The following is a 15,952-nucleotide window of genomic DNA, read 5'->3' on the forward strand; positions in this document are numbered from 1 at the left end:
CCGTCGACGCCACACCTGCGTTCCCGCCCGCGTTCGGCCCGCTCACCACGACAAACCGGGGCACGGCGGCGTCGAAACGGAACTGTTTTACAATCTCCTTTCATACCCTAAATCGCGTCGAACGGACGTGCGCTCTGGTGGTGTAGTCCGGCCAATCATATCACCCTCTCACGGTGATGACCTGGGTTCGAATCCCAGCCGGAGCATCCTTTTGCCGCCGCAGTCTCACGGTCCCAGCCCCGGCCACGACCGGTGATATACCAGGTCGAAAACGGGGTGAAAGCGACGCGACGAGGCGAAGCGACGGCGGGAGCGCCGTCCGCGACGGCCCGATCACTCGTTCGCGACCAACCCGATATACGGACGGCCGACGGGACGGGTCACGGGGAGCCACGCGACCGATCGGTCGCCGATCGAGGCCGTGCCGAGCGTCTCCAAGGCGTGGTCGGCGCCGCGTTCGTACCCGATGAGGTACGCGGCGGGCGACGCGCCGGTCCGGGAGACGCGCTCGGCGAGCCAGCCGTCGCCGGTGGGTTCCGCGAGCGTCACCGGCAGGTCGGGGAACGAGGCGACGGCGGCGCGGAGGTCAGCGCACGCCGTTCGCGTCGGCTCTCGGGCGTCGAAGGCGGTCGCGAACGCGTCGGCTGCGGTCGCGAGGTCCGGGACCCCGACGACGACGGCCTCGACCCCTCGCAGCGGGGACGCGGCCGGATCGACTGTTGGCCGTACCCGCCGTTCCCGCGGGGTGCGATCCGCGATCAGGAACGGGAGGCGAGTCCCGGGGTCACCGCCCTCGAGCGACGTGAGGTCCCATTCGACGAGCGTTCCGTCGTCGCGTTCCCGCTCGTAGGCCGTGGGGCCGTCGACGGTCACGCCGCGGTCGCGAAGCGTCGCGGTCGCCGTCTCGACGTCGTCGACGCCGACGGCCCACGCACACGGACCGGCGTCGCCGTCGATCGCCGCCTCCCACCACGGCGAGGTCGCGTCGGGTGCGTGCTTCGAGATGAGTTCGACGTAGCTCCCGTCGGGGAAGCCGACGATCGCCATGTGAGTGACACCGTTCGAGTGGCGACCACCGTACTCGACGGGGAGTCCGGCCGCCGAGAACGCCTCCGCGAGGCGGTCGAGATCACGCCCCGCGACGGTGACGTGATCGATCCTGTGGTCCATGCCGAAGAGCGCGCGCCGACGATCAAAGCGGTTTCGGGGGCGTCGTGACCGGCGTTCAAGTGGATAGAGCGCAACTCCGACCCGTGACCGACGACCCGTCCGCCCCCGACGACTCCGGCGTTCCGACCGTCTCGTGTACCCGTTGCGGCCGCGACTGGGACCTCGATCACGAGTTAGACGACCTCCGCGCCGGCAACCGCGCGGTCGAACAGTTCGCGCTCGATCACGAGCGACACACCGGCCACTTCCCGGACGACGTGACGCCGTGGATCGTTCGGTGCCGGCGCTGTCCCGACGGCGAGCAGTTCCTGTCGGAACGCCCCGCGCGGCGGTGGGCGACCGCTCACGCGCGCCACACGCACCATCCCGTCCACCTCGAAGCCCCGGACGACACGACGGACACCGTCTCCCCCGACACCGACGGGTCACGGGCGTAACCACCGGGAACCGCGATCGCACCGGGCCGGCCGTCGTCGCGGGCGCACGCCACCGCGGCTCGGAACGTCTCTCGTCGCCCTCAATACGACACCCTTTCCGTGTGGCACTCATCGGGCCCGTATGTCGATTGAAACCGGCGACTCCGTGACCTTTGCGTACACCGGACGACTGGACGACGACACCGTGTTCGACACCTCTCGGCAGTCCGTCGCCGAGGAGACCGGGCTGGCGGAGGCGCAGCCCGACCGAGAGTACGCGCCGCTGACGGTCGAGATCGGCGACGAAGAGATCATCGAGGGGCTCGACGAGGGCCTCGTCGGCCTCGAGGAGGGCGCGACTGAAACCCTGACCATCCCCCCGGAGAAGGCGTACGGCGAACCCAGCGAGGAGCACGTCCAGGAGTTCGACACCGAGGAGCTCGAAGCGATGCTCGACGGCCAGCGGCCGGAAGTGGGGTCGTACCTCGAGGCCCAGGGCGGCGGGCAAGGCGAGGTCGTCCACGTCGACGACGAGACCGTTCGCGTGGATTTCAACCCCCGACTCGCCGGGGAGACGCTGACGTTCGACGTCGAGATCATCGAGGTCAACTGAGCTCGGCGACGCGGCCCGCCGAACGGCCGCACGGCGCCCGGCGGGGTGCGACCGACCGATCCTCGATGCGCGTCACAGCCGTCCACCTCGAAGGGCCGGACGACACGACGGATACCGTCTCGCTCGACACTAGCCAGCCACCGGTGTAGCCACCGGCGAACCGGCCGTTCGCTCCGCGACTAACGCCTCCGCGACCCCTGTCGCTGGCTGTTTTAATTCGATCGTCGCATCGATCGCAGAACGTCGCCGACCGAGGTCGGACACCTCGAACTGCGTGTCTGCCGCTGCCGTCCGGTACGAACAATGAACCGGTAGTGTCGGATGCCCCCCAACTGAGCAAACACCGACAGAAGCGTCTCGGGCATTCGACCTCGAAACGGACAAAACCTGTGCGGTAACTCCGAGGACCTGTCGCCGTCATTTCGCATCGCCCGCTGTGCGATACGTATCGGTATCCGTGAGCGCGTACCGATGCTGATCGCAACTGCGTATTTGACTCCCGATGTCGACTGTATCCCCACGACAATTGTCATGGAAACTGTACGAACACTTGGCCGGGAGTACAGCATGGCGATCCTCGGGGCGACCGAGACGCCGGCGTCGGTAGCCAGCCTCAGCGAGTCGCTGGACATCCCGATCGCGACGTGCTACCGCCGCGTCAGCGAACTCACCACAGTCGGCCTGTTAGATGAGCACCGGAGCGATAACGAAAGCAGCTCAAAGGCGACCCGGTACCAGCGGACGACCAGCGCCGTGGCAATCCGGTTCGGTCCGGCACCGTCGCTCTGGGCCCGGGCGTTCGTACTCGTGGCCGACGACGCTAACGAGTCGCCTCTCGCGATGTCCCCGAACAATGAGAGACGGAGCCAAGTCCGCTCTGCGCGGGTTTCTGTGCCCATTAGGGGATCTGAGGCTGCTAAAGAGCGACCGAAGCCCGCGACAAATGATTAGCAGACGAACAATTCAAACGTGTTCAAAACAATAGTACGTCATGACTGAGTCTCAGACCTCCTACGGACCTCCGGGACGCCTTCTCTCTCTATCAGCGAGACTCAGCGACGCCGAATCGGTAGCGACTGCGGTCACGCACGCGATTGAGTTAGTGGACACGGTGTGCGATCAGCCGGTCGCGAGTGTCTGTACGTACGACCCGGAAACGGGCACAGTCTCCACTATCGGGTCCGGTGCTCCGTCTTCGATCGGAGTCACGAGCGCTCCAAAACGGATTTTTGAGTCGCTTCTTAATACAGAAGGCGGAGACGACGAACCGACTGACGGCACTGTCGAAGCGACAGTCAATACCGATATTCGAGGACCGATCCGGGCCGAGACTCTCGTTCCCGTCGGAGGTGGCCGCGTGCTGCGCGTCGGTATCACGGAACCGGAGGGGTTCGACGACGCCGAGACCGCCACCATCGAAGGAATTGCGGCGAACCTCCGAACGGCGCTTGCTCGGATCGAGGGCCGCCGGTCGACGAGCGATAGTTGCGATCTCGCTCGTGCGCTGTTCGATCAGTCGAACGAGCCCGCGTTCGTCAGCGACACCGACGGAACGCTGGTGGCAGTCAACCGAGCCGCAGTCGAGTTGACGGGTCGAGACCGAGACGCGCTCCTGACGAACGGGCTCCCCGACATCGCCGTGGAGACGGCGACTGGTCCCGTCCGTGAACATCTCGAGCGTACCGTCTCCGGAACGCCCAAAACCATCGTGACGAGCCTTGAGCACGCACGCGGCGGAGCCTTTCGGGTCGAACTCACGAGCCGGCCAATCGATGTTGACGGGAGTACCTACGTTCGCACGACAGCCCACGGCCCCTCGTCAAAGCCACAACTCAGCCGAGAGCGACCCGCGGATCCGATCGGGCACGACACGGCTGCCCTCCGTCAGTTGAACGAACTCACCGTCAATGCCGGTGAATTCGACGAGACCATCGGTCGATTGCTGTCTCTCGGCTGTGAGACCTTCGGTCTGGACACGGGTATTCTCTCACGAGTCGACGGAGGCGACTACGAGGTCGATGTCGTGGTCGACGAGACCGGGTCACACGAGGCGGGCACCGTGTACGACCTCACGGACACGATGTGCGACGCGACGCTCGCCGGCGAGGTAACCGGAACGCTCGCGTTTGCCGATGTCGCGGACAGCGACCACCAAGACAATCCGGCGGCCGGAAGCGTCAGCGCATACATCGCAGCGCCCGTCGTCGCCAACGGTGACACCTACGGTACGGTCAACTTCTCGATGGGGAAACCGCGTTCAGCGGCGTTTCGCCCTGAAGAGAGAGAGTTCGTCAAACTCATCGCACAGCACATCGGCACTGAGATCGAACGCCGCCGCCGATTTGCGGAACTAGAACGGTACGAGACGATTCTCGAAGCCGTCGACGACCCGGTGTACGCGCTGGACACGGACGGACGGTTCACGTTCGTCAACACGGCGGCAGAACGCGAGTTCGGGTACGACGAGGACGTCATCGGCAACCACCCCACAGTCGGGATGGATGACTCGGATGTCGAACGAATGGAAGCACAGATTGAGAGCCTACTCACCACGGGCGACCGATCGGCGACAACTGAGTTCGAGCTCGAAACGGCCGACGGAGACCACAAGACCGTCGAGAATCGACTCGCGCTTATCGGCGACGAGGAGTTCCGTGGCACGGCCGGTGTTCTCAGAGATATTACCGATCGCAAGGAGCGACGACGACAACTCGAGTCGTTCCAGCGAGCGATCGACGAAGCGGCCGACGGAATCGCGATTCTCGACGGCAGCGAGTACACGTACGTCGACCAAACCCACGTGGAGATGTACGGGTTCGAAGCCAAAGACCAACTCCTCGGTAACACGTGGCGAAAGCTGTACGCCGCTGACGAGGTCGAACGACTAGAGGCCGAAGCCTTCCCGGCGCTCGAAGCCGACGGCTACTGGCGCGGGATGGTCACTGGCAGCCGGCCGGACGGGTCGACCTTCCCGGCGGAGCTATCTCTGACAATCATCGGAGACGGTCGCCTCGTCTGTACGGTGCGCGACGAGACCGAGCGCCGAGCCCGGGAGCGCGAACTCGAATCGTTCCAGCAGGCGGTCGAGTCGGCCAGGGACGGCGTCGCGATTCTCGACGGCGGGGAGTACACGTACGTCGACCGAACCCACGTGGAGATGTACGGGTTCGAGAGCAAAGAGCGACTGATCGGGCAGACCTGGCGGGAGCTGTACGACGACGACGAGGTAGAGCGACTGGAGGCCGAAGCCTTCCCGGCGCTCGAAGCCGACGGCTACTGGCGCGGGATGGTTACGGGCTGTCGCCCTGACGGCAGCAGATTCCCGGCGGAGCTCTCTCTGACGGCCATCGACGACGGCCGCCTCGTCTGTACGGTGCGCGACGAGACCGAGCAGCAGGCGAGAAAGCGAGAGCTTGAGGGGCGCTCGGCCGCTATCGAGGCCGCGAAAGACGGCGTCGCGATCCTCAACGAGGACGCGGAGTACACGTACGCGAACCGAGCGCACGCCGACATGTACGGGTACGACGGTTCGGCGGCGTTCGTCGGCGACAGCTGGGAGAAGTGCTATGAAGGCCCCGAGTGCGACCGGCTGACGTCGGAGGCACTCTCGTCGCTCACCGAAACCGGCGGGTGGCGCGGTGAGGCGGTCGGCCTCAGGAAGGATGGGACAACGTTTCCCCAGGACCTGTCACTCGCGCGGCTCGACGACGGGCGTATCGTCTGCGTCGTCCGGGACGTGACGGAGCGCAGAGCCCGGGAGCGCGAACTCAAACTGAAGGAGCGCGCGATGGACGAGGCCACCGTCGGCATCCAAATCACCGATGCGACGCAGGACGGCAACCCCCTGGTGTACGTCAACGACGGGTTCGAGCGCATGACCGGCTACGGGAGAGCGGACGCGATCGGCCGGAATCCGCGATTCCTCCAGGGGGAGGACAGCGATCCAGAACAAGTGGCACGGCTTCGGGAGGCGATCAATTCCGAAGAGCCGATCTCCCTCGAGCTCCAGAACTACCGGGAGGACGGAACGCCGTACTGGACGCGGGTTTCCGTGGCGCCCGTGACGGACGAAGACGGAGTGGTGACGAACTACGTCGGTATCCAGCAGGACGTGACCGACCGGAAGGAGCACACCCGGTGGTTGCGACAGTTCCTGAACGAGGGGCCACTCCTGTTCGTCGAGACCCGAGAGGTCGACGGAAAAGCGGTGATCGATTCGTGTAACGACCAGCTGCTAAACCGGCTCGGATACGACCGCGAGGAGGTCGAGGGGAGCCCGCTCGCGAGTATCTACACTTCCGATTCCGCGTCGAAACTGCGCGAGGAGGGATACGGACGTGCGCTCGACGGCGAGTTCGGAGTGAGCGAACGCGAACTCGTCGGTTCGGACGGTAAGTCCGTGTACGCGCTCTTGCGTGCGGTCCCTCGCCGAGACGAGACGAGCGGGACGAATGCCCTGTTCGTGGATATATCGAAACGACGAGAGCGCGAGAGACAGACCGAAACGCGGGTGGACTTGCTCGAACGCATCTACGAGGTGACGACCGACCCGCAGACGAGTTTCGAGGAGAAGATCGACGGGCTACTGAACGCGGGGCAGGACCATTTGGACCTGCCGTACGGCTTCCTGACACGGATAGACACGGGCGAGGAGTCGACCGCTTCAACCCAGCGGATAGTCGAGGGGGTCGGTCCCCACGAACTCCTTCAGTCGGGCGAGTCGAGGCCACTCTCGGAATCATACTGTCGGCTGACGATCGAGAACGACGGTGCGACGGGACTCGTGAATGCCGCCGAGAGCGAACTCGTCGACGACGCCGCGTACGATACGTTCGGGCTCGAAACGTACGTCGGTGGGAAGGTCAAGGTCAACGATCGCGTGTACGGGACGCTGTGTTTCGCCTCGAGCGAGCAGCGAGAGCGCCCCTTCGACGAGTTCGAACGGTCGCTCGTCAGTCTCCTCGGACAGTGGGCCGGCTACGAGATCGAACGGAGGGACGCTCGCGAGGAACTGCGTCAACAGCAGGAACGGCTGGAGCTGACTCTGTCGGGAACGCAGACCGGTATCGCCGACTGGGACCTGACGGACGGCACGGTCCAGTGGAACGAGACCCTAGTCGACATGATCGGTCAGGATATCGAGACGTTCGAGGAGTTCGAAGCGCTCGTCCACCCCGAAGACAGGCAACGCGTGGAACGGGAACTGGAACGGATGCTCGAAACGGGCGAGCCGTGGATTGGCGACCTGCGATTGCGGCGGACCGATGACACGTATCTCTGGCAGGGAGTCCGGGCCGTTCCGCGATACGACGACGCGGGGAACCCAGTTCGCGTCCTCACCGTGGCGACCGATATCACCGATCGGAAAGAGCGTCAACAGCAACTCGAGCGCGAACGGGAACAGTTCAAGCTGTTAGTCGAAAGTATCGACGAGTACGCCTTCGTCATCGTCGACGGAGACGGCGTCATCCAGACGTGGAACACCGGTGCCAGCGGCCTCTTCGGATACGATAGCGAGACCGCCGTGGGGATGTCGATGGGGCGACTGTACCCGGAGAGTGACCGTGACTCGGAACTCCCCGACCGGTTGCTCCAGCAGGCCCGTATCGCCGGTGAGAGCGCTCACGAAGGGTGGCAGGCTCGCGCCGACGGCTCGGAGTTCTACGCCGACGTCCGGTACGCACCGCTGGAAACCGACGACGGTGGGTTCCACGGGTACGCGATGGTCGTGCATGATATGACCGATCCACGCCGCCAGCAACGCCGAACCGAGCGGTTCGTCGAAGAGTCCACCGACGTGGTGACGATCGTCGACACCGACGGAACGGTCGAATACGCGAGCGGCTCCGCCGACCGCGTTCTCGGATACGACCGGGACGACCTCGTCGGAACGAACCTGTTCGACTACCTTCACCCAGAAAGTCGCGAAGACGCGATGGAGACGTTCTTCGACGGCGTCGACGACCCCGGCGCGGACATCCAAGCGGAGTGGCGTATCGAGTCGGGCGACGGCGCGTGGCTCAACGTCGAATCGCAGTGTCGAAACATGTTGGAGGATGACGCCATCGGCGGAATGTTGCTGTACCTTCGAGACGTGACCGAGAACAGGAAGCGCGCTCGGCGGTACGAGAGCATCTTCAACCAGACTTTCCAGTTCACCGGGCTGCTGGAGCCCGACGGGACGATCGTCGAAGCAAACGACGCCGCCTTAGCGTTCGGGGAGTTCGACCGTAGTGATATCGTCGGAACTCCGTTCCAAGAGGTAGATTGGTGGAGCCACTCCGACACTGTCCGCACGCGGGTTCGAGACGCGATCCGACGGGCCGCAAGTGGGGAATTCGTCAGGTACGAGACCGACGTACGCGGCGGTAACGGCCTCGCAACGATCGACTTCTCGGTAAAGCCCGTGACCAACGAGGACGGTGAGGTGTCTCTGCTCGTCGTCGAAGGTCGCGACGTGACGGCACGGAACCAACACAAACGCCACCTCGAAGTCATGCAGCGGGTGATGCGTCACAACATGCGAAACGACCTGACCAAGCTGCGCGGCTGGACAGAGCTGATAGCTGAAGAGACCGACGCGGACAAACGAGCCGAACAGTTCGAGATCACAGAACGGATCCTCGACAAGTGGGTCGCGATGACCGAGAAAATGAAGCAGATACGGTCCGTCCTCGATTCACGCCAGGGACGGGAGCCAAAACGAGAGGTTGGGGCACTGGTCGAAGCCGCCGTCGCTCCAGTCCGCGAGGAGTACGCCGCCGCGACGGTCGCGACTGACGTTCCGGACGACGGGCCACCAGTCCCTGTGGAGCTCCTCGACGCGGTTCGCGAACTCGTCGAAAACGCTGCCAAGGCGTCATCAGAGGCTGCCATAGAGGTCAGAGTCGACCACTCGGCGGACGGCTGGACCGAGGTTCTCGTGAGAGACGACGGCCCGGGGATGCCGGACATGGAAGCGAGCGTTCTGGAGACCGGCGAAGAATCCCAACTCAATCACGGGCAAGGGCTCGGCCTGTGGATGGTACGAATGATTGTTACTCAAGCTGGCGGTGACGCATCCGTCGAGTCGACTCGCGACGGGACAGAGGTGTGCCTCCGTTTGCCGGAGAGACAGACGATGGAAAGCGAACGGTCTGGCAGGACCGTAGAGTAATGACTGAACAGCCGACCCCCGCCGGTGTCCTCGTCGTCGAAGACGACCGGAACACGGCCGAGCTGTATGCCAAATGGCTCGGGGAGACCTACGACGTCGAAACGGCCTACGACGGAACTGAAGCTCTCGAACGCCTGGACGAGACCGTGGACGTGGTGTTGCTCGACCGGATGATGCCCGGTCTCTCCGGAGGAGACGTCCTCGAGGCGATCCGGAACGCCGACGTCGACCCTCGCGTCGCGATGGTTTCGGCGGTCACCCCCGGCCTCGATGTCGTCAAGATGGGATTCGACGCGTACCTGGAAAAACCGGTCAAGGCCACAGCGTTACACGAGGTGATCGACCGGATGTTGACCCGGGCCGAGTACGACGAGAAGCTCCAAGAACTGTTCTCCCTGATCGAGCGGCAGGACACCCTCGAAGCGACAGAGAAGCCCGAGGTCCTCGAAGCCAGCGAGGAGTACCGCTCGCTCACTGACCGCCTCGCGAGGGTACAGACGGACGTTGAGTCACTGCTCACCGACCTCCCAGACGAGGACTTTCGCGTCGCCGCCGAACACATCCAGCGGACGGCCGCCGAACGGACGAGCGAGCAGCGGTACGAGTCGCTCACCGAGGACGTGCTCGACAGCTCACGGGAGGCGATGGTCGTGGTGGACGCGGCCGGCACCGTCGTGTGGGCCAACGAGGCGACCGAGGCGTTGCTCGGCGTTGACCGGAGCAACCTCCGAGGGCGCGAGTACGCGAACGCCGCCACGGATCACTTCGAGGGAATCGACGCCGGCGAAGAGTCGCTCGCGTCGCTGATACGAACCGGGCTGGCGAGCCACGGAGACGAACTCGATGCCACCGTTCACTTCCCTGAGGGCGAGACCGGGACGGAGCGGTGGCTCGAGTACTGGAGCGCACCGATCGAGACCGGGCTGTACGCTGGCGGGCGGATCGACCACTATCACGATATCACCGGCCGGTACAGGCGCGAACGGTATCTTCAGACCCTCCACCGTGAAACGCGCCACCTGATGAGTACCGAGCGGGACGAGGCCGTCACCACCCATGCGGTCACGACTGCGACGGGGGCCCTCGACTTCCAGTACGCTGCGGTGTTTACCAGAGAAGAATCGACCGGCGATCTCGTTCCGGCGGCCAGCGCAGCAGCCACTCCCGGAGTCGATCCGACGTTACCGACGCTCTCCGGCGGTACGGATCCAGTCTGGACGGCTTTCGCCGACCAGACGGACCGTCTGAAAGCGGAGGGGCATCGAGAACGTACCGGATCCGCGGACTGGCTTGAGGACGCATTTAGCGACTGGATGGCCTGCCCACTCGGCCAACGGGGGGTGTTCCTCGCGGCCACAACAGACGGACACTCTCTTTCGCCGACGCAACGGACTCTCGCAGAGACGTGGGCTGCGAACACCAGACAGGCGCTCGAGCAACTGGCTCGAACTCGGAGCCTTCGAGAGCGTGACCAGAAGTTGGAACAACAGAACGAACGACTGTCACGCCTCGACAGGATCAACCGCCTGATTCGGTCCATTGGCCCGGCGGTGGTGAGCGCAGATACCCGCGCAGAGATCGAGAAAGAGGTGTGTCGCCGCCTGCTACAGATGGATTCGGTTACCGGTGCGTGGATCGCAGACGTCGACCTTTCGACCGACGGGACTGTCCGTAGGACTCAAGCGGGTGACCTCGACAGCTACCTTTCAGACATCCCTAGAGCGACATCGAATGCGAGCAAGATAGAACCGGTCGAGGCGGCGCCGACGTCCCCCGCGAGACAGGCCTACGAGACAGGGTCCTCGGTGTCTGTGGCGGACCTCGTGACGATCGAATCCGACGTGTGGTGGCGTGGCCGAGGCCTGAAGCGCGGAACCAACACGATCGTCGCGGTACCGGTCGTCCACAACACCACACGCTTCGGCGCGATAGAGGTACACCTCAACCGTCCGACCGGGATGGCAGAAGAGGAGGTCGAGGCCCTGGCGGAACTCGGTGTGACCATCGGCCACGCTATCGGTGCGATCCGACAGCGAGACGCCCTCCTGTCGGGCGGTGGGGCAGATCTCACATTCCACGTCGACTCGGATTCTGCGTTGTCCCGGCTCTTGACGACCGTCGACGCTCCCCTCGAGATATCTGATGTCTCGCACCGAAACAGCGGAACATGTATCGTATTCGTCGCGGTTACGATTACTGCCGGCCACGACCGTGACCGGATCGAAACACGACTCAGCGACACGTCCGGCGTGTCGGTGCTCCGCGCCGACACGACCGGAATGACTTGTGTCGTGACATTACGTCCGGAGTCGCCGATTCAGCAGCTGGTCCGACAGGGTGCCGCACTCCAACAGGTGAAGATACGTCCCGATTCAGCCCAGTTGGCCGTGACGGTACAGTTACCGTACGAAACCGATGTCCGAGAGTACGTAAATACCGTCACCGCCGCTTTGGACTGCGTCGAACTCGTCGCAAAGAATCGTCGATCCGCTGATTGGGAATCGAGCTCGACCGTCGCTAAAGCCGTAGACGACCAGCTGACTGACCGACAGCGCGAGGTACTCCGGATGGCTTTCCACGCGGGCTACTTCGACCAGCCGCGGGCCGCCGACGCTGACACCGTCGCCGCGGAGGTCGGTATCGCGCAGTCCACCCTTAGCCAACATCTCCGAACGGCAGAGCGCAAAATCCTCGCAGAGCTGTTCTCGTGACATATCCCCGCGGGTATCCTCGAATCTCACCGATACACATCGGTGTTCTTACCGCCGACTCGATGCTCATCGGCAGAGGTACTGTATTCCGGTACACCACTCTGTTAGTATGAGCGGTCACAGCGATCCGAACTCGGTGCCACATGCGAAAAGCCAGCTAGAGGCGAGCGCCCACCGCACGCCGGGATGGACAACCGACACGCAACTGGTACGGGAGTTCGATCGGCCGTTCCACGTGGGAGACGCCGTCCGTTCGGCGGTCACGGACGCCATCGAACAGTGGTCGGAGCTCTCCGAAACGCCACCGCTGTACAATTTTGTCGACACCGACCGACTAAACGGGCTGTTCAAGACGAAGGCGACAGACGACAGCGGATGGCTTCCGTCGGCAGAGTTTCAGTTTCAGACCTGTCGGGTGACGGTTCTGTACGGCCCAGTAATTCGCGTGATTATTGAACACGACCCGTAACGGCGACACACTGACTCGTCTGTCAGAACCGTGAGTACGAACCGAATGCGGATTACAATGTGAGACGGAGCGTCGATCGCGAGATTCTCGACCGATCCACTCGCGAGGGACACCTTCTGGTGAAAGCGAATCTGTCGTGTACCGGTGTTACGGCGACTGTACTTGACTTCTGGGTGTAGCTCCCCCGTTAGTATGGCGCTGAGAGGAGTTCCCACTGACAAGCCCACGGCTTCCGTTGCGGATTACTGATAATGGGACGGGTTTCCAGTGGCCGGTCTTGACCGCGCGACGGGAGAACGCTACCCCGGCGGCCGCACCGAGCATCGTAGCGCCGACACGCAAGACCACCGGCGTGCCCGGCGTATCGGACGGGGTGTTGACCGCTGGCCAGGCCTCCGAACGGAACGAGAACAGCAGCGCCGGAGGACCCTTGCGAGCGTCATTGAGGTCGGTGACGGCCGTGAGGGGACGTGTCTGCCAGCGTTCTTGCGTCCGCTCGGCGGTCGCACGGAGCGTGGCCGTCTCCGACGCACGTTCACGGGCTGCGAGCGCGGCGAGTCACCTAGTGCGAACGACCCGCTTTCACCGCCGAGTTCCGGGTTCGGCTCACCGTCTCAGTCGCCAGCGGATCACCGCGGCGGCGACGAGGACGGTCGCGAACGTGACGGCGCCGGACACGAGCGCGCCGCGGACGCTCGTCGCCCCGGTCGCGAACGCGCTCGCCGAGGCGGAGCCGCCGATCACCGCCGCCCCGCCCGCCACGCCGCCGAAGCCGATACAACAGAGGCTCAGCAGGCCGACCGCGGACAGCGACCCGAGGATCCCGTCGTCGCTCATCTCCTCTTCCCGTTTCGACCCGGAGTATCAATAGGTGTCGCCGGCGCCCACCAAGCGAGGGTTTAATTCCGCCAGCGCGCGAGGGCGTCGTGTGGACCCGAGCCGGATCCCCGACGAGTTCCCCGCGCCGAGCTACCGCGGGGCACAGAAGCAGGCCCTCGCCGACATCCGCGACGCGTTCGCGGCGGGGAATCGGGTCGTGTTGGTGCGCGCGCCGACGGGCAGCGGCAAGTCGCTGCTCGCCCGGGCGATCATGGGCGCGGCCGAGACCGCCGGCGAGGCGGCGCCCAGCGAGGCGACGGGCGCCTACTACACGACCCCGCAGGTGTCGCAGATCGACGACGTGGAGGCCGACGACCTGCTCGACGACCTGGCCGTGATCCGCGGGAAGTCGAACTACGACTGCGTGCTGCCCGGCGAGCACGACACGCCCGTGAACCGCGCCCCCTGCGCGCGCCAGCAGGGGTTCGACTGCTCGATCCGGCACCGCTGTCCGTACTTCTCCGACCGCGCCATCGCCTCCGGCAACCGCTTCGCGGCGATGACGCTGGCGTACTTCATGCGCACCGCCGGCTCCGAGGTGTTCCGCAAGCGCGACGTGGCCGTGATAGACGAGGCCCACGGGCTCGCGGAGTGGGCCGAGATGTACGCCACCATCGAGTGTTCCCCCGAGCGCGTCCCGGTCTGGGACGACGTGGGCGTCCCCGACGTGGCGGCCGACGCCGGCCCCGAGGAGGACGCGCTCGACCGGACCGCGCGGTTCGTCGAGACCCTCCGCGACGTGGCGATCCGCGCGAAAGACGAACTGGTCGGGCGACCCGAACTCGACCGCGAGGAGGTCGCCCGCCGCGACCGGCTCCAGGAGCTGATAAGCGAACTCGGCTGGTTCCTAGAGGACTACCGCGACCCGGAGTCGCCGACGACGTGGGTCGTCGACCAGCCGGGCGGCGAGGGGTCGGCGATCGACATCAAGCCGCTCGACCCGGCGCGGTACCTCAAACACACCGTCTGGGACCGCGGGAACCGGTTCGCGCTGCTGTCGGCGACCATCCTCTCGAAGGAGGCGTTCTGCCGCGGCGTCGGCCTCAACCCCGCCGACGTGGCCCTCGTCGACGTCGAGCACACGTTCCCGCTCGCGAACCGCCCGCTGTACGACGTGACGCAGGGGTCGATGACCTACGAGCACCGCGACGAGACCGTCCCGAAGATCGCCCGCCTGATCGTCCGGCTGATGGCCGAACACCCCGACGAGAAGGGGCTCATCCACGCGCACTCGTACGACATCGCCGACCGGATCACCGAGCGGCTCGGCGAGTTCGGCGTCGCCGCGCGGGTCAGGCGACACTCGCGCGGGAACCGCGACGCCGAACTGGAGTCGTGGAAGGCGAGTTCGGACCCGGAGGTGTTCGTCTCGGTGAAAATGGAGGAGGCGTTAGACCTCAAGGGCGACCTCTGTCGCTGGCAGGTGGTGTGTAAGGCGCCGTACCGGAACACCAACGACTCGCGGGTCGCCCGGCGGCTCGAGGACGGCCAGTGGGCGTGGTACCACCGCACGGCGCTCCGGACCGTCATCCAGGCCTGCGGGCGGGTCGTCCGCGCGCCCGACGACTACGGCGCGACGTACCTGGCGGACGACTCGCTGCTCGACCTGTTCGAGCGCGCCGAGGCCGACACGCCCTCGTGGTTCCGCGAGCAGGTCGACGCGATGACGACCCCGTCGCTGCCGTCGTTCGACCCCGAGGCCGCGCTCGCCGGGATCGACGCGACGCCGCCGCGGAACGCCGGCGACCCGGGCGCGGGACGGCGCAACGGCCGGGCCGACCGCTCGGAGGGAGCGCGCGGTTCCTCGACTCGCGAGGGCGGGACCGACGACGCGCCGGCCGAGCCCGGGGGATCAGACGACTCGGTCCGGACGCGTTCGGAGGCGGACGCGGAGCGGCGGGAGAACCACCCGCTCTCTGACGTCTGGGGCGACGGCTGAGCCGACCGACCGGGCGCCCGAGCGGCTACAGCAGCGAGACGCCGTAGGCGACCATCGAGCTCACCATGAGGAACGCGAAGAACAGCGCGAAGATCTGTTGTCTGTCCATGCCCGCGTTTGGACCGCAGAGCGGTATAACTCCTGCGGGCGACGGTAGCGCGGCTGAGCGCCCTCGCTCGCCTCGCCGACGCGACCGCGGGCCCGGCGACCGTGGATTCGTGTATTATGGTCACGACGCCGACCGATCGTCAATATATATCGTATAAGGTGTATCATGGCCCTCAATGAAGTAGTAACCTTCATAAACCTTCACGCGTCCAGTAGGTGTATGGCAACGAACGGGCTGTCGAGTGCGCTGACGCTGTACGGTGCGCGAACGCTGACGCTGTCGCAGGCAGCGGCACAGGCAGGGCTCAGCGAGGCCGAATTCATCGAGCAACTCGAACGCCGCGGCATCGAGGTAACCGAGTCCGAACGCGCCGCAGCGCTCGGCCGCGAGCAGCCCGCCCGCGCCGACTGAACGGTCTCCGAAGTTTCGGCCCACCCCCGTCGGATCGGTCCGTTTTCACGAGTAGTCCCACGAACGATCAGATCCGACG

Annotated in this window: 10 protein-coding genes and 1 tRNA gene; 9 read left to right on the forward strand and 2 right to left on the reverse strand. The window is 65.1% G+C overall.

What is annotated here, in order from left to right; translation table 11 throughout:
• The first annotated feature begins 131 nt into the window (after positions 1–131).
• Positions 132–206: transfer RNA gene (locus ACZ5KW_RS06340), tRNA-Glu, on the forward strand.
• Between the two features lie 127 nt (positions 207–333).
• Here the strand turns inward: ACZ5KW_RS06340 and ACZ5KW_RS06345 are convergent.
• A complete protein-coding gene (locus ACZ5KW_RS06345) occupies positions 334–1,170 on the reverse strand; it encodes a VOC family protein (RefSeq protein ID WP_343778781.1) in 837 nt (278 codons plus the stop codon).
• A gap of 83 nt (positions 1,171–1,253) precedes the next feature.
• Between ACZ5KW_RS06345 and ACZ5KW_RS06350 the strand changes: the two genes are divergently transcribed.
• From ACZ5KW_RS06350 to ACZ5KW_RS06375, 6 genes are all read left to right on the forward strand, one after another.
• Positions 1,254–1,607, forward strand: a complete 354-nt coding sequence (locus ACZ5KW_RS06350; protein ID WP_343778779.1) for a hypothetical protein — start codon at positions 1,254–1,256, stop codon at positions 1,605–1,607.
• Positions 1,608–1,752: 145 nt separating this feature from the next.
• Positions 1,753–2,199 (forward strand): FKBP-type peptidyl-prolyl cis-trans isomerase, encoded by a 447-nt coding sequence (locus ACZ5KW_RS06355; protein ID WP_464388588.1) that lies wholly within the window; start codon positions 1,753–1,755, stop codon positions 2,197–2,199.
• 567 nt (positions 2,200–2,766) lie between these two features.
• A complete protein-coding gene (locus ACZ5KW_RS06360) occupies positions 2,767–3,150 on the forward strand; it encodes a helix-turn-helix domain-containing protein (RefSeq protein ID WP_343778775.1) in 384 nt (127 codons plus the stop codon).
• A gap of 406 nt (positions 3,151–3,556) precedes the next feature.
• Entirely contained in the window at positions 3,557–9,355 is a 5,799-nt protein-coding gene (locus ACZ5KW_RS06365) for a PAS domain S-box protein (protein ID WP_343778773.1), read from the forward strand.
• Positions 9,355–12,066, forward strand: a complete 2,712-nt coding sequence (locus ACZ5KW_RS06370) for a helix-turn-helix domain-containing protein (RefSeq protein WP_343778771.1) — start codon at positions 9,355–9,357, stop codon at positions 12,064–12,066. Before ACZ5KW_RS06365 ends, ACZ5KW_RS06370 begins: the two co-directional genes overlap by 1 nt.
• Before the next feature lie 109 nt (positions 12,067–12,175).
• Positions 12,176–12,535, forward strand: a complete 360-nt coding sequence (locus ACZ5KW_RS06375; RefSeq protein WP_343778769.1) for a HalOD1 output domain-containing protein — start codon at positions 12,176–12,178, stop codon at positions 12,533–12,535.
• A gap of 606 nt (positions 12,536–13,141) precedes the next feature.
• On the opposite strand, the gene ACZ5KW_RS06380 is transcribed toward ACZ5KW_RS06375, so the two are convergent.
• On the reverse strand, positions 13,142–13,372 hold the full coding sequence (locus ACZ5KW_RS06380) for a hypothetical protein (protein ID WP_343778766.1): 231 nt from the start codon (positions 13,370–13,372) through the stop codon (positions 13,142–13,144).
• Between the two features lie 91 nt (positions 13,373–13,463).
• On the opposite strand from ACZ5KW_RS06380, the gene ACZ5KW_RS06385 reads away from it, so the two are divergent.
• Both ACZ5KW_RS06385 and ACZ5KW_RS06390 read left to right on the forward strand, forming a co-directional pair.
• Positions 13,464–15,353, forward strand: a complete 1,890-nt coding sequence (locus tag ACZ5KW_RS06385; RefSeq protein ID WP_343778764.1) for an ATP-dependent DNA helicase — start codon at positions 13,464–13,466, stop codon at positions 15,351–15,353.
• A 328-nt stretch (positions 15,354–15,681) separates the two neighbouring features.
• Complete coding sequence (locus ACZ5KW_RS06390) at positions 15,682–15,873, forward strand: UPF0175 family protein (protein WP_017344020.1); 192 nt, start codon at positions 15,682–15,684, stop codon at positions 15,871–15,873.
• Positions 15,874–15,952: the final 79 nt, after the last annotated feature.

Source organism: Halorubrum ejinorense (assembly GCF_055389685.1).

What these genes read in the sequence shown, in the direction of transcription:
- ACZ5KW_RS06360 (WP_343778775.1), top strand. Translation starts at nt 2,767, where the DNA reads ATGGCGATCCTCGGGGCGACCGAGACGCCGGCGTCGGTAGCCAGCCTC.
- ACZ5KW_RS06390 (WP_017344020.1), top strand. Translation starts at nt 15,682, where the DNA reads ATGGCAACGAACGGGCTGTCGAGTGCGCTGACGCTGTACGGTGCGCGA.
- ACZ5KW_RS06345 (WP_343778781.1), bottom strand. Translation starts at nt 1,170, where the DNA reads ATGGACCACAGGATCGATCACGTCACCGTCGCGGGGCGTGATCTCGAC.
- ACZ5KW_RS06380 (WP_343778766.1), bottom strand. Translation starts at nt 13,372, where the DNA reads ATGAGCGACGACGGGATCCTCGGGTCGCTGTCCGCGGTCGGCCTGCTG.
- ACZ5KW_RS06370 (WP_343778771.1), top strand. Translation starts at nt 9,355, where the DNA reads ATGACTGAACAGCCGACCCCCGCCGGTGTCCTCGTCGTCGAAGACGAC.
- ACZ5KW_RS06375 (WP_343778769.1), top strand. Translation starts at nt 12,176, where the DNA reads ATGAGCGGTCACAGCGATCCGAACTCGGTGCCACATGCGAAAAGCCAG.